Origin of the sequence: Myxococcus sp. CA040A (assembly GCF_013336725.1) — a bacterium.
In the GTDB taxonomy this organism is placed as follows: domain Bacteria; phylum Myxococcota; class Myxococcia; order Myxococcales; family Myxococcaceae; genus Myxococcus; species Myxococcus llanfairpwllgwyngyllgogerychwyrndrobwllllantysiliogogogochensis.
Genome location: NZ_JABUMR010000005.1, coordinates 767,585 through 781,286, shown reverse-complemented (window position 1 = coordinate 781,286; position 13,702 = coordinate 767,585). Strand labels below are relative to the sequence as shown.

Below are 13,702 nucleotides of genomic sequence, written 5' to 3'. Positions count from 1 at the left end.
CAAGCATGGCCGGCTCGTGGGGGCGGCGAGCGACCAGGGCCGGGCGCCATTTCCCCTCCACGACACGGCGCGGCATTTCCCAGCGATGAGAGCAGTGGGCGGCATTCTCGTCGGGAACCGCGAGGAGGACACTTCATGAGACGGCACGTTCTGGCCGGTGTGGTGGCGGCGCTCGGGCTGATGGCTTGCGAGGACTCGTCGACGGGTGGCGGGTGGAGCAACGCGTCGGGCTCGGTGGCGCTCAGCCGGGATGATGCCTTCCTGTACGTGGTGGACGCGGACACCGGGGTGCTCGCGGTGGTGGAGACCGCGCGTGGGGAGAAGGTGGGTGAGGTGAAGGTGGGGGCGGGCCCGGAGCGCGTGGTGGTGGGGCCGGACGACACCGTCTACGTCTCCAACCGGGCCGAGCGCAGCGTGTCCGTCATCCGCCGGGGTGACTGGAGCGAGGCGGCGCGCGTGGCGGTGGGCGTGGAGCCCATGGGGCTGGCGGTGTCTCCGAAGGGCGACACGCTCTACGTGGTGAACAGCACCGCGCTGGACTCCACCACGTACGGCACGCTGATGGCGGTGGACACGCGCTCGCTGGAGGTCCGCTGGGAGCTGCCGGTGGGCGAGGAGCCGCGCGGCATCGCCCTGGTGGACGATGGGCGACGGGCGCTCGTCAGCCTCTTCCGGCATAGCGATTTGGTGACGGTGGACCTGGCGGACGCGCACCAGCCGCGCATGCAGCGCGAGGGCACGGATTTGTACGCGCGGGCCAACACGGACGACAGCTTCGCCGACGACGAGCCGTTTCCGTTCCCCTCCACGAGCGTGTCCTTCCGGCCTCGCGGGATGTCGGACGTGGTGGTGTCTCCGGACGGCAAGCATGCCTACTCGCCGACGCTGTGGGCGCGCGAGGATCCGCTCACCGGTTCTGGCTCGAGCCCTGGGGGCGGTGGGTCGCTGTATGGGGGCGGAGGGCCCTGCAACACGGCGGGCGTGGTGGCGCCGGGCATCGTGACGTTCAACACGGAAGACGGCACGCCCCGGGTGGATGACCTGGACCGGTGCCGGCCTCCGCCGCGCGAGGACCCTGACTTCCCTCCGTCCACCATCGTCAGCCCGGAGGCGAGCCATCCCATCCAGGGGCCTGTGGCGGCGGTGGTGGACCCGTCGGGTCTGTGGCTCTTTGTCGTGAACCGCGAGACGGACAACGTGGCCGTCATCCCCACGAATCGTCGCGAGGGCGCGGACCTGGTGAACGTGAAGGGCAGCACGGTGCGGCAGTTGGTGCGAGTGGGCTCGGGGCCCAGCGGCATCGCGCTGACGCGGGACGGGCGCAAGGCGTACGTCTACAACGCGTTCGACCACACGGTGACGACGCTGGTGAACGACGCCTCTGGCAACGTGGCCAACGTGCGCGCGGCGGGAGTGCCCCTGCGAGTGGTGGGAGACGTGCTGTCGCCGCAGCAGGTGGCGGGGCGCAAGCTGTTCTACTCCGCGCTGGATTCGCGCATGACGAGCGCGGGCGTGGCGGCGTCCTGTGCGTCATGCCATCTGGATGGTCGTGACGACGGCCACGTGTGGGGCTTCCCGGATGGGCCGCGCCAGACGCCGAGCCTGGCGGGGCGGAAGGTGACGGAGACGGGGCCGTTCCACTGGAGCGGCGAGTTCCCCACGATGAGGGACTTCCTGGACGCCACGGTGCGTGGGCGCATGGGCGGCACGGCGTTGGATGGGGTGATGGTGGCGCAGTTGTCCGCGTTCATCGACGTGATTCCCACGCCGGACAATCCCTACAAGCGCGTGGCGCTCACCGAGTCGCAGGCGCGTGGCGCGCAGGTGTTCAAGAAGGCGGCGTGTGACAGCTGTCACGCGGGTGCGCACTTCACGAACAACACGCTGGCCGACGTGGGCACCTTCATCACCACGGGCGCGAATCGGGACGACAGCAACGTGGTCGCCAAGGGGCTGAACACGCCGTCGCTGCTGGGGCTCGCGCGCACGGCGCCGTACCTGCACGACGGCAGCGCGCTGTCGCTGAAGGGGCGGCTGATGCAGAACAGCCAGTCCAACAAGCACGGCACCACGGCGAGCCTCACGGAGACCGAGGTCGACGACCTGGTGGACTACCTGCGCACGCTGTGACGTGAAGTCACGGCGTGCCCGCGTCGGGCTCCGTCGGCACCACGGTGGGGTGGACCGTCTCCGGTCGCGTGGAGGTGAGGGCGAGGCGCGTCACGTCCAGCGCCTGCTCCGGGTCTCCTCCGAGCCACGTGACGACGAGCGCGCACGGCGTGTCGTCGTCCCACGCCATCACCTGCAACATGCCCTGCGCGGGAGCACGTCGCGCGGCGGCCCGGCCGAGCGCGGGAATCTCCTCGCCGCCCATGTTCAGCGACGGCAACAGCAGGGCATGCGTGTCCACCTGTGCGTAGTGCGGCTGGCAGTCCCACGTCACCGACACCGTGACGTCCTTCTCCGACGCGGAGCGGAAGGTGCACAGCGGCCCGCAGGAGGGACACGCGCGCTCCTCCTTCATCGTGAAGCCGGGCAGCATCGACTCGCGCACGTCCGTGGGCAGCAGCGCCTCGCACGCGGGCAGCGTCGCGTTGGCGACGGGCGCACGCGCCGGACCCGCGTCCGTCCCCGTCTCCGTCGGACGGGAGCGACACCCAAGCCCCAGGGCCAGTGTCACCAACAGCGCCGCGCGCCCTCCTCCTGCCCTCATCCCGTGGTCTCTCCTCAGGCGCCCGCCGCTGGTCGCGCGGCGGATGGTAGTCCGGTGCGCCGCCGTCGGTGACACGTTTCCCATCGCCTCCTGCCCGCTACCTGACGGGGCGCACGCAGGGTGGGGGAACAGCCGGCCCTGGCTCGTCTCCTTCCCTCTCCGTGGACTAAGCTGCCAGCCGTCTTCATGCCCCCCGTCCGCCTCATCCTGGTGCCGCTCGCCCTCGTGCTGGGCACGTCCGCCCGGGCCCAGCCGGCCCCCGCGGCGCGCAACCCCGCGCCCGACGAGTCCTGGACCACGCCCACCCAGGTGGACGCCCCTCGGAGGAGCGACACCCCGGACGACGCCGCGTGGACCGACTTCCCCGGCCGGACGACGGTGCCCCCGGACGCGGACGCCGCATCGCTGCCCCGGCTGCCGGAAGTGCCTCCCCTCATCCCCCTGGATGATGACGGCACCCCCGGAGTCACGGAGGCCCGCCCGCCCGCGCCGCCTCCGGGGCCTCCCCCCGTGCCGAACCGCGTCAGCCTGCTCGGTGCACACACCGTGGGCAGGACAGGCGGGGTGGCGGTCGGCCTCTCGCTGGGTTTCCCCACGCTGTCCGCTCGCGCCGCCGTGGGCGTGCTGCCCCAGGTCGATGTGTTGGTGGGACTCGACAGCCTCTACGGGATGATGAACGAGGCGCGGCTGGGCTGGCGGTGGCGGGTGCTGGACGGAGGCGCGCGCTGGAGCCTGGGGCTGGTGATGGAGGGCAGTCACGCATTCTTCCTCCGGTCCGCGAGCCTGGAGGACCGGGGCGCGCGCTACCTCACCGGCCGGCGCAACTGGAACGTGATGCCCGGCATCGTCGGCTCCTTCCAGCGCCAGGGTGTTCGCGCGTCCAGGCTCTTCATCGACGTGCGCTACCTGGTGGCCCTGGACACGGAGCCCATCCAACGCACGCCGCTGGGCGGCCTGCCACCGGACCTGGTGGCCTCCAGCGCGTGGCCCGTGCGCGTGGGCGCCGAAGTGCCGCTGAGCGAGAAAACGTCCTACTCTGTCTCCCTGGGCGGCGACTTCCGCACCCGTGCCGAGGACGCCGCCTTCATGCCGGTGGTCTCCATCGGCATCGTCACCGGTCTGTAGCACCGGCAACTGGCACGACAACGTGCCCTTTCCACCCCCTCGAGCGAGGTCTTCATGCGTGGCAGTGTCATCGGCTCCGGCTCCTTCGGTACCGCCCTGGCGAACGTGCTGGCGGTGAACTGTGAGGAGGTCCGCCTCTGGGGCCGCGAGCCGACGGTGGTGGAGGCCATCAACACCCGGCACGAGAACCCCACCTATCTTCCCGGCATCCCCATCTCCGAGCGCGTACGCGCCACCCAGGACTTGGAAGAGGCGCTCGCCGGCGCGGAGATGGTGGTGCTCGCCACGCCGAGCCACGCCACGCGCGAGGTGCTGGCCCGCGCCAAGGCCTTCCTGCCGCGCAACGTGCCCATCATCACCGTGTCCAAGGGCATCGAGAACGAGACGCTGCTGACGATGACGGAGCTGCTGGAGGACTGCCTCCCGGAGGAGTTCCATCCGTACATCGCCGTGCTGTCGGGCCCCAGCTTCGCCAAGGAGCTGGCGCGGCGCATGCCCACGGTGGTGACCATTGCGTCCCACTGGGACAAGGTCGCGGTGCGCTGTCAGAAGGCGCTTCAGACGGAGACCTTCCGCAGCTACACGTCCACGGACGTGGTGGGCGTGCAGTACGGCGGCGCGCTGAAGAACGTCATCGCGATTGCCGCGGGCATGGCGGACGGCCTGGGCATGGGCCACAACGCGCGAGCGGCCATCATCACCCGCGGCCTGGCGGAAATCACCCGGCTGGCGGTGCGCAAGGGCGCAAACCCGCTGACGCTGTCGGGCCTGTCCGGCATGGGGGACCTGGTGCTGACGTGTACGGGCGAGCTGAGCCGCAACCGTCACGTGGGCATGGAGCTGGGCAAGGGCCGCAAGCTGCCGGACATCCTGGGGCAGATGAAGGAAGTCGCCGAGGGCGTGAAGACGGCGCGCAGCGCTCGCGACTTGTCGCTCAAGACGGGCGTGGAGCTGCCCATCTGCCAGCAGGTCTACCTGATTGCCTACGAGGACAAGAACGCGAAGATGGCGGTGGTGGACCTGATGACGCGCCAGCCCAAGTCCGAGCTCGTCTGACGCGCGGGCTGCCTGGCGAGTGTGGGCCGGGGGCGGTGTTCCAGCGCGGGGTGGGGGGCTGCTAGAAGCGGGCTCCCGTGTCCACCCCGCACCTGGCGAGCTTGTCGTCCTTCCGTGCCTTGCGTCACAAGCAGTTCGTGGCCGTGTGGTTGGGGGCGCTCGTCTCCAACGTCGGCACGTGGATGGAGGTGCTCGCGCTGGGCGTCTTCGTCACGGAGGTGACGGGCCGAGCGGAGTGGACGGGCGGAGTGGCGGCGCTGACGTACCTGCCGTCGCTCGTGTTGTCCCCGCTGGGCGGCGCGCTGGCGGACCGCTTCGACCGGCGTGTCTTCATCTCGCTGTGTGCCGTGGCGCAGGCGCTGCTGGCGGCCTGTCTGGCGGGGCTGGCCTTCACCGGACACCTCACCGTGCATGCGGTGGCCGTCATCTCCCTGCTCAACGGCTGCGTGCACGTGCTGTCGGGGCCGGCCTACACGGCGCTGATTACAGGGCTGGTGCCGAAGGAGGACCTGCACAGCGCGATGACGCTGATGTCGGCGCAGTTCAACCTGGGCCGCATCCTGGGGCCGGTGTTCGCCGCGGCGCTCCTGGCCTTCGGTGGTGTCGCGTGGGTGATGTTCCTCAACACGCTGTCCTTCATGGCGGTGCTGCTGGCGGTGTCCCGGGTGCACGCGGAGCCGCCCGTGGTCAGGCCCATCGAGCCCAAGGGCCTGTGGGCGGACATCGTCGAAGGCGCGCGCATGGCGCGAGGGGAGCCGGGCATCCGGATGGCGATGGTGTCGCTGTTCGCCCTGGCGCTGTTCATCTCGCCGTTCATCGCGTTGGTGCCGGTGTTCGCGCTCCAGGTGTTCGGCTCGGATGCGTCCGCCGCTTCCGCGCTCATCTCCATGCAGGGCATGGGGGCGCTGCTGGCCTCGGGCGTGGTGGGCGCGCTGGCGGTCCGCTGGGGCCGGGAGCGCGTGGTGGACCTCGCCGTGCTCGTGATGGGGCCGGTGACGGTCTTCTACTGGCTGTCCCCGACGCTGCCCGTGGCGATGGGGACCATGTTCGTGCTGGGCGCGGTGTACCTGGTGGTGATGACGGGGTTGAGCACCCGCTATCAGGAGCGCACGCCCAGGGAGCTTCAGGGGCGGGTGAGCAGCCTCGCGATGCTGCTCATCAACGTCGGGTACTCCGTGGGCGTCTGGGCGCAGGGGGCGCTCGCGGACCGGGTAGGGGTGCGCGCTGTCACCGCCAGCTCCGCGGCGCTGTTCCTCGTGGCCATGGTGGGGCTGCGCCTGCAGCGGCCTCGGACCGTGGATGTCGCGAGTACGTGACGTCCAGGGACGTGTGCTTCAGCCCGCGCCACCGGACTTGAGTGGGAGCAGTGCCAGCACGCGAGCCAGTACGGCGACACCCTCTTCGTATTCCGGCAGCTCGATGTGCTCGTTTGGCGTGTGGTCCAGCGATGAGTCACCCGGGCCATATGCGACGGTGGGCACGTTCCACGTGTCCGCCACCGTGTTCCAGTCGGACGTCCCTGTCTTCACTCGAAGCGTCGGACGTGTGCCGCGCTCTCGGATGGACTGCTTGAAGGCGCGCGTGAGGGCGTCGTTGCCCTCGGCGGAGACGGCCTGCTTGCGCGACACCGTCTTCACCGCCACCTCGGGGACCTCTGCGAGACAGGCGAGCAGCGCGTCCACGTCACTGGTCGGCCCCGTGCGCACGTTGACGTGGGCGGTGGCCCACTCCGTGTCTTCACCGGTGCCCGTCTGGAAGGAGAGCAGCGCGGGGAGGTCCTGCTCGAAGAGGGTGCACCCCTTGTTGCGCTCGTCGCAGCGACGACGCAGCCCGTTCCACGCGTCGACGAGATGCTCCGCGGGCGCGCGGTAGCCACGGCTGGCGGTGTGACGCCGGCTGGCGCGGTACTCGAGCTCCAGGCGCAAGAGGCCCTTGTAGCCCAGGGTGATGCCGTGGGCGCCGCTGGGCTCGCCATTGACGACGAAGTCCGGCCGGTGGTGCTCGCGGGCATGCAGCGCGCCCCGGGTGATGGCCACCTCCTCCTCGACACAGCCCAGCAGGAGGAAGCGCTTGCCAGCGCGCTCCGCGTCGTCGAGCAACTCCACGGCTTCGATGAAGGCCGCGAGCGCGCCCTTGGCGTCCACCGCCCCGCGTCCGAAGAGGCGCGTGCCTTCCAGTCGCACGGGGACTTCGCCCGGCACGGTGTCGATGTGGCCCAGCAGTGCGATGCAGGTGTCTCCGTCACCCATGCTGGCCACGGTGTTGCCCACCGGGTCCACGTGGGCCTTCCATCCGCGCTGCTCCAGTCGCCCGGCCAGCGCGCGAGAGAAGTCCGCTTCATGGTGGCTGGGGCTGTAGTGCTCAAGCATCCACCGCAACAGCTCCGGACTCGCCTCACGGGCTCGCATGGGTCACCTTCCCGGAAGAAGTCAGCTTCGTCCCGACCTCGCCCGCCAGCGCGGACAACACGGGGCGCGGGGTGCCCGAGGCGGTGACATAGGCGGCGGACACGCCCGCCGCGAGCGCGCGCCGAGCCGCTTCCAGCTTGTAGCGCATGCGCCCCCTGGCGAAGCGCATGGCGCCCTCGACGTCGTCACTCGTGCGGATGAGCGTCGATGCGTTGGCCGGGTCCTCCAGGAGGCCCGCCACGTTGGAGAGCATCACCAGCGCCCGAGCCCCCATCACCGCGGCGATGGCCGCGGCCACCTGGTCCGCGTCCACGTTCACCAGCGTCCCCTCCTCCGTCACCGCGGGAGGGCACACGACGGGCGTCTGTCCCGCCTCCAGCAGCACGTTCAGCAGCCGCGCATTCACCTCGCTGATTTCCCCCGCGAGGTGGCTCCGGTCGATGCGGGTGCGCTCCCCGTCCTGGAGCTTCAGCGGAGGCCGTCGTCGGGCGACGAGCACCCGTCCATCCGCGCCGCACAGGCCGAGCGCCGAGACGCCCCGGGCCAGCAGCGCGAGCACCGCGCGCTTGTTGACGTCGCCCACCCACGCCATCGTCAGCACGCGCAGCGTGGCCTCGTTCGTCAGTCGCACCACGTTGCCGGAGGCGGTCAACGCCTCGGTGCGCGCCATGCCCAGCGAGGCCAGCAGGGCATCACCGGCCTCGGAGCCACCATTCACCACGATGACGCGCTCGCCCTGGCGCCGCAGCTCCGCCACGTCCGCGCAGACGTTGTCCAGGTCCACTCCCGCGGCGCCGCCTATCTTCACCACCAGCGGCGCGCGGCCTTCATCGACCTGGGACGCGGTGCTCATCCGATGACGCTCGCGCCGCCGTCGACGAGCTGCACCGTGCCGGTGATGAACGACGCGCGCTCGCTCGCGAGGAACGCCGCCGCCGCCGCGAACTCCTCCGGAAGCCCCACGCGCTTCAGCGGAATGTGCGCCGCCATGGCCCGCAGGCTGGCCTCCACGTCCGCGCCGCCCGTGCCCGCCGTGCGCTCCACCGGAGGCGTGCGGGTGTAGCCGGGGGCGAGCACGTTGACGGTGACGCCGCAGTCGCCCAGTTCCTGCACCAGCGCGGACGCGAAGCCGACGATGCCCAGCCGCGCCGTACCGGAGAGTGCGAAGCGCGCGACGGGCCGCACCACCGTCTCCGAGGTGATGAGCAGCAGCCGTCCCCACTGCGCGGCCTTCATGTACGGCAGCGCCGCCAGCGCCAGGTTGATGGCCGGCAGCATCACCGTGTCGATGGCCTCCTGGTACGCCACGATGTCGAACTTCGTGGCGGGGCCCGGCGGAGGGCCCGCGCTGTTCGTCACCACGATGTGGGGACCGCCCAGCTTGCCGGCCACGTCCTCCACCCAGGCGCGCGTGGCGCCGTGTTCACGCAGGTCCACCCGAGTGGCCAGGACCCTGTTGCCACGAGCCAGTCCGCGCAGGTGCTGCTCTGCGCGAGCGAGCCGGTCCGCGTCGCGCGCGCCGATGGCGACGTGCGCGCCTTCCTTGACCAGCTCCTCGGCCACGGCGAGCCCCAAGCCACTGGAACCCCCGGCGATGAGCGCGACCTTATTGGCGAGTCCCAGTTCCAAGTGTCTCCCTCCCTGCGTCACCAGCGTTCACGACGGGCTCCGGCCCTGGAACGACCTGCGCGGGCGCCGGAGGTCCCCTGTAGCCATACCGCCCCGTCAGCGGCCACGAGAGCGCGGACACCAGGGCCTTCACCCGAGGCGCCAGCTCCTTGCGCCACGCATCGTCACCGGGCCTTAGCAGCGTGGAGCCGCTCAGGAAGCGGTCCGGGTTGCCGGTGACGGTGTGGTTGCGCCCGAGCACCACCGTGCGGCCCTTCACCGGGTTGACGGCGCGGTCCTCCTGGATGAGCTTCAAGAGCGAGTCGATGGTGGCGGCAGGTGAGGCGATGAAGTCCTCGTACCGCAGGAACAGCGAGCGCTCCGGGTGGCGCCGCGTCACGAGCTCCGAGGCCACGTTGAAGCCGAACCAGTATGCGGTGCTGCGCGCGGCGGACATGGGGACGACGTACTGCTTCGTCTTCGTCCACGAGTGCGCGACGGCGCGAGGGTCCCGTACCAGATGGAGGTAGTACGGTGAGATTCCGCTCACGTGCGGCAACAGCGCCGCCTCCGAGGGGAACTTGCCGCTGTCGACGATGACGTGGCTGCCGGTGGCATCGGCGATGGTGCGGTAGGTCTTCGCGAGGAGCTGCGCGTGCTCGTACAGCTCGGTTGAAGGCGTGTCCTGGCGCAGCACGCGCCACGTGTGCCGGGTGCGGACGGTGTCCTGCTGCCTGCGCACCACGCGCAGAGCGTGGGCCTCGGGGGATTCGCCAGGGAGGGCGCCCTGCTCCAGCACCTTGGACCAGAGCGGACACTGCACCAGGTGCGTGCCGCAGCCGCACAGGGTGTTGGAGCCGTTCCCGTAGGCGTTCTTCCACAGGAAGCTGAGCTCACCGGTGTGGAAGCAGCCCTCCACCTCGTTGAGCACGTTGCCGATGATGGTGCTGCCGCTGCGGCACCAACCGGTGATGTAGAGGACGGTGAGGGCGCTCATGGGGGGAGCCTTTCGCGTCAGAGGGGGTGGAGGCCCCGGAAGCCGAGGCCCTCCGTTTCAGGTCTGCCCAGCATGAGATTCAGCGCGTGCACGGCCGTGCCCGCCGCGCCCTTCACCAGGTTGTCCAACGCGGCATTCACGACGATGCGCCCGCGCTCCGCGTCCACCTCCACCGCGAGGTCGCAGTGGTTGGTGCCAGCCAGGGGCGCGGGCTCCGGGAAGGGAGACGCGCTCGCGTTGGCGCGCAGCACGTGGACGAAGGGGTGCTCGCGGTAGGTGGAGGCCAGGGCTCGCAGCGGCTCGGACGCGTCCTCCAGCTTGCGCGCCGCGAAGGCATGCACCGTGGCGAGCACGCCGCGCACGCTGGGCACGGCCGTCGCGCTGAAGTGGACGACGGGCCTCACGCCGGCGAGGCGCTCGGTGGCGCCCTCGATTTCGCCCGTGTGTCGATGCCCCACCGCGCGGTAGCAGCGCAGGGCGGAGGCTCGCTCGGGATGATGCGAGGAGCGGTCCGGTGTCGCGCCGCCGCCGGAGGAGCCCGTCTTCGCGTCGACCACGACTTCGGGCCGCACCAGCCCCGCGCGCACCAGCGGCAGCAGGGCCAGCAGGGCCGCGTGTGCCATGCAGCCGGGCACCGCGACGAAGCGGGCGTCCTTGAGTCGAGCGCCCGTCCACTCCGGCAGGCCGTAGACGAACTCGGGCATGTCCAGGGGGCGGGGCGCGCGGGGATACCAGCGCGCGTGCTCGGCGGACTCCAGGCGGAAGTCCGCGCTCAGGTCGATGATGCGACCGGCCCGCGCGCTCACTTGCGGCCAGCGGCGAATCAGCTCGCCGGAGGGCATGCAGGACAAGAGCACGTCGCACGGCTCCAGCGCGTCATGCGGTGAGAAGCGCGGAGTGGCCAGTCCTCTCAGGTGAGGGTGTGGGAAGTCGAGCCGCTTGCCCGCGTGCTGTTCGGACGTGGCCTGGACCACCTCCACCGCCGGGTGGGCGAGCAGCAGTCGCAGCACCTCGCCGCCGGCATAACCTCCCGCTCCGAGCACCGCGACGCGCGTCATCGCATGGCCTCCACCAGGTAGCCGGCCATCAGCTCCGGCAGGGGGATGCCGGTGAACTCGATGCTCCGGGCGAACTCCACGCAGTGGTTGATTTCATTCACGAGAATCGCGCCATCTCGCGTCTCCAGCAGGTCCACCGCGACCATCTCCCCACCCACCGCCTTGGCCGCGCGCTCGGCGAGCTTCGCGTGGGACTCGGGGACGTCGTAGCGCTCCGGCACCGCGCCCCGGGCCGTGTTCGTCACCCAGTGCTCGGAGCGGCGGCGCATGCCACCGACGGCGCCTCCGATGACGTACACGCGCAAGTCGTAGCCGGGCTTGTCGATGTACTGCTGGACGAGCGCGACGTGGTCCTGGGCGCCGCCCATCTCGAAGCGCATGGACATCATCCCCTCGGCCGCGTGCTTGTTGTCCACGCGCGCCACCATGCGGCCCCAGGAGCCCTGCACGGGCTTCGTCACGCAGGGATAGCCGCGCTGCTCCATCTCCGCGACGCAGGCGTCCTGCTCGAAGCCCAGGAAGGACCAGGGCATGGGGACGTCGTGCTCCGCCAGCGCGAGCGTGGTGAGCGCCTTGTCGCCGCACGTGGCGATGGAGCGCGCGGTGTTGAACACGCGGGCCCCCTTCACCTCCAGGATGGAGGACAGGTAGCGCGCGCGGGTGAAGGACATGCTGCGCATCAGCACCGGGCCTCCGTCCTTCCACGGCTCGCGGTTCAGCGGGAGCACCAGGTCCGTGTCCGCGTGGGTCTCCACGGAGCAGCCGCGTCCGCGAAGCGCGTCGACGAGCATCCGCTCCTCGGTGCGCATCCGTGTGTAGACGAGGTGGACCTCGTGGCGACGCATCATCCCCTCCTGGCCGCGGGTGCCAGCGCCGTGAGCCGGGGGCGGGGCAGGGCGGTGAGAATCGAGTCGACCAGGGCGGCGCTCTCCAGCCCATGTCGTTGCAGCAAGGCCTCGTGCGTGCCCGCCGTGGAGTCGTAGCGGTCCTGGATTCCCGCGCGGACCACGCGGCGGCCCAGGCCGTGGGTGGCCACGCTCTCGCACACCGCGCCGCCCAGTCCTCCGAGGATGGAGTGCTCCTCCACCGTGACGAGCAGCCGCGTGCGCTCGGCCGTCTCCAGAATCGCCTCTTCGTCGAAGGGCTTGAGCGTGTGGAGGTTCACCACGCGCGCGGACACCCCCTGCGTCTCCAGTCGCGTCGCCACGTCCAGCGCCACGCTCACGCCGACCTCGCCATGGGCGATGATGCCGACGTCGCTGCCTTCACGCAGGCACATGGCGCGCCCGAGCGCGAACGCGGGCCGCGCCACGTCCAGCCGGGAGACGCGGTTGCGGCCGAGCCGCAGGTACACCGGCCCCTCCATCTCCAAGAGGGCGCGCGTCGCCTGAATCGTCTCCAGCCCGTCCGCCGGAGACACCACCGTCATGCCCGGCATGGCGCGAAGAATCGCCAGGTCCTCGATGGCGTGGTGCGTGGGCCCGAAGAACGCGCCGGACAGACCGCCGTAGTCGCAGACGAGCTTCACGTTCGCCCGCCCATAGGCGAGCCCCAGCCGCACCTGCTCGCACGCACGCATCGCCCCGAAGGGCGCGAAGGTGTGGGCGAAGACGACGTGCCCGGTGGCGGCCATGCCGCACGCGATATCGAGCATCGCCGCCTCGCAGATGCCCAGGTTGATGAAACGTCCCGGGTGCCGCGCGGCGAACGGGTCTCCTCCACCCGCGAGGTCCGCCTCCAGCAACACGACGCGCGGCTCCACGTCCGCCAGTCGCGCCAGGGTGTGTCGGAACACCTGTCGGTTGGCCAGGGACGGTTGCTCGCGCAGCCAGTCCTGGGGTGACGTCAAAAGGTCGGCGCCGCTGGACGTCGTGGAGCTCGTCATGGCGTCACCTCTCCCAGCGAGGCGAGCGCGCGGCGAAGCTGCTCGGCGTTGAACGTCGCGTAGTGCGGTCCCTTGCCGCGCAGCATGGGCACACCCGCGCCCTTCTGCGTGTTGGCGACAATCGCGCGAGGCCCGTCACAAGGCTCCTCCAGCGCGGCCCCCAGCGCTTCCAGGTCATGCCCGTCCACCTCGACGGTGCTCATTCCGAAGGCGCGCAGCCGCTCCACCAGGGAGGCCTGGGACAGGATGGCCTCCGTGGGGCCGTCGTTCTGTCCGCCGTTGCGGTCGACCAGCACCGTGAGTTGCGACAAGCGGTGCTGCGCGGCGACTTGCATCGCCTCCCAGTTGGAGCCCTCGCCCATCTCCCCGTCTCCACACACGACGAACACTCGGTTGGAACGCTGCCGCAGCCGGTATCCCAGGGCCAGCCCCACGCCCAGCCCCACGCCATGCCCCAGGCTTCCCGTGGGAAACTCAACGCCCGGCACCGCCGCATTCACGTGTCCGGTGAAGGGGCTTCCGTCAGCGTTGTATCGTTGCACCAGGTCTTCAGTGTCGACGAAGCCGAACTCGGCGAGCGCGGCGTAGAGGCCCGCGGCTGCGTGGCCCTTCGACAGGATGAGCGAATCGCGCTCCTCCCAGCGGGGCTCTCGCGGACGGAACTTCATCACCCGTCCCAGCAACACCACCAACAGCTCCACCATCGACAGCGAGCCACCGAGGTGGCAGCCGACGGACGTGGCGGCGAGCCGGAGGATGGTCCGGCGAATGCGTCTGGCGCGCTCCTCGAGAGGTACCTGGACCATGGATTTCTGCGCCTTTCATTCCAAGCTAGGAAACCAGGAGCGCGCC

The 13,702-nt window shown here is 70.6% G+C and carries 13 protein-coding genes; 4 read left to right on the top strand and 9 right to left on the bottom strand.

Annotated features, from left to right (window positions below):
- The first annotated feature begins 135 nt into the window (after positions 1 to 135).
- The gene (locus tag HUA75_RS25020) at positions 136 to 2,130 is read left to right on the top strand and encodes a c-type cytochrome (protein WP_174487793.1); all 1,995 of its coding nucleotides are present in this window, start codon (positions 136 to 138) and stop codon (positions 2,128 to 2,130) included.
- 7 nt (positions 2,131 to 2,137) lie between these two features.
- Here HUA75_RS25020 and HUA75_RS25015 read toward each other — a convergent pair whose 3' ends face one another.
- A complete protein-coding gene (locus HUA75_RS25015) occupies positions 2,138 to 2,713 on the bottom strand; it encodes a hypothetical protein (RefSeq protein WP_174462943.1) in 576 nt (191 codons plus the stop codon).
- A gap of 186 nt (positions 2,714 to 2,899) precedes the next feature.
- On the opposite strand from HUA75_RS25015, the gene HUA75_RS25010 reads away from it, so the two are divergent.
- The 3 genes from HUA75_RS25010 to HUA75_RS25000 all read left to right on the top strand — a co-directional run bounded on the left by HUA75_RS25010 (position 2,900) and on the right by HUA75_RS25000 (position 6,210).
- Positions 2,900 to 3,838 carry a hypothetical protein gene (locus HUA75_RS25010; RefSeq protein ID WP_174487792.1) on the top strand — a complete coding sequence of 313 codons (939 nt, stop codon included), beginning with the start codon at positions 2,900 to 2,902 and terminating at the stop codon, positions 3,836 to 3,838.
- Positions 3,839 to 3,892: 54 nt separating this feature from the next.
- Positions 3,893 to 4,894 carry an NAD(P)H-dependent glycerol-3-phosphate dehydrogenase gene (locus tag HUA75_RS25005; protein ID WP_141649486.1) on the top strand — a complete coding sequence of 334 codons (1,002 nt, stop codon included), beginning with the start codon at positions 3,893 to 3,895 and terminating at the stop codon, positions 4,892 to 4,894.
- Between the two features lie 77 nt (positions 4,895 to 4,971).
- Positions 4,972 to 6,210, top strand: a complete 1,239-nt coding sequence (locus HUA75_RS25000; protein WP_174487791.1) for an MFS transporter — start codon at positions 4,972 to 4,974, stop codon at positions 6,208 to 6,210.
- An 18-nt stretch (positions 6,211 to 6,228) separates the two neighbouring features.
- Here HUA75_RS25000 and HUA75_RS24995 read toward each other — a convergent pair whose 3' ends face one another.
- Genes HUA75_RS24995 through HUA75_RS24960 form a run of 8 tightly spaced genes read right to left on the bottom strand, consistent with a single transcriptional unit; the run spans position 6,229 to position 13,656 of the window.
- Complete coding sequence (locus HUA75_RS24995; RefSeq protein ID WP_174487790.1) at positions 6,229 to 7,302, bottom strand: M20/M25/M40 family metallo-hydrolase; 1,074 nt, start codon at positions 7,300 to 7,302, stop codon at positions 6,229 to 6,231.
- Complete coding sequence (locus HUA75_RS24990; RefSeq protein WP_174487789.1) at positions 7,289 to 8,155, bottom strand: [LysW]-aminoadipate kinase; 867 nt, start codon at positions 8,153 to 8,155, stop codon at positions 7,289 to 7,291. The genes HUA75_RS24995 and HUA75_RS24990 overlap by 14 nt, the downstream gene beginning before the upstream one ends.
- On the bottom strand, positions 8,152 to 8,931 hold the full coding sequence (locus HUA75_RS24985; protein ID WP_141642713.1) for an SDR family oxidoreductase: 780 nt from the start codon (positions 8,929 to 8,931) through the stop codon (positions 8,152 to 8,154). The genes HUA75_RS24990 and HUA75_RS24985 overlap by 4 nt, the downstream gene beginning before the upstream one ends.
- Complete coding sequence (locus HUA75_RS24980; RefSeq protein WP_174487788.1) at positions 8,909 to 9,907, bottom strand: sulfotransferase; 999 nt, start codon at positions 9,905 to 9,907, stop codon at positions 8,909 to 8,911. Before HUA75_RS24980 ends, HUA75_RS24985 begins: the two co-directional genes overlap by 23 nt.
- A gap of 17 nt (positions 9,908 to 9,924) precedes the next feature.
- Positions 9,925 to 10,965: an N-acetyl-gamma-glutamyl-phosphate reductase gene (gene argC, locus HUA75_RS24975; RefSeq protein ID WP_174487787.1), complete on the bottom strand. Its 1,041-nt coding sequence runs from the start codon at positions 10,963 to 10,965 to the stop codon at positions 9,925 to 9,927.
- Positions 10,962 to 11,813 carry a RimK family alpha-L-glutamate ligase gene (locus HUA75_RS24970; RefSeq protein ID WP_254614608.1) on the bottom strand — a complete coding sequence of 284 codons (852 nt, stop codon included), beginning with the start codon at positions 11,811 to 11,813 and terminating at the stop codon, positions 10,962 to 10,964. Before HUA75_RS24970 ends, argC begins: the two co-directional genes overlap by 4 nt.
- The gene (locus HUA75_RS24965; RefSeq protein WP_174466046.1) at positions 11,810 to 12,850 is read right to left on the bottom strand and encodes a transketolase family protein; all 1,041 of its coding nucleotides are present in this window, start codon (positions 12,848 to 12,850) and stop codon (positions 11,810 to 11,812) included. The genes HUA75_RS24970 and HUA75_RS24965 overlap by 4 nt, the downstream gene beginning before the upstream one ends.
- Positions 12,847 to 13,656: a 1-deoxy-D-xylulose-5-phosphate synthase N-terminal domain-containing protein gene (locus HUA75_RS24960; RefSeq protein ID WP_141642709.1), complete on the bottom strand. Its 810-nt coding sequence runs from the start codon at positions 13,654 to 13,656 to the stop codon at positions 12,847 to 12,849. The genes HUA75_RS24965 and HUA75_RS24960 overlap by 4 nt, the downstream gene beginning before the upstream one ends.
- Positions 13,657 to 13,702: the final 46 nt, after the last annotated feature.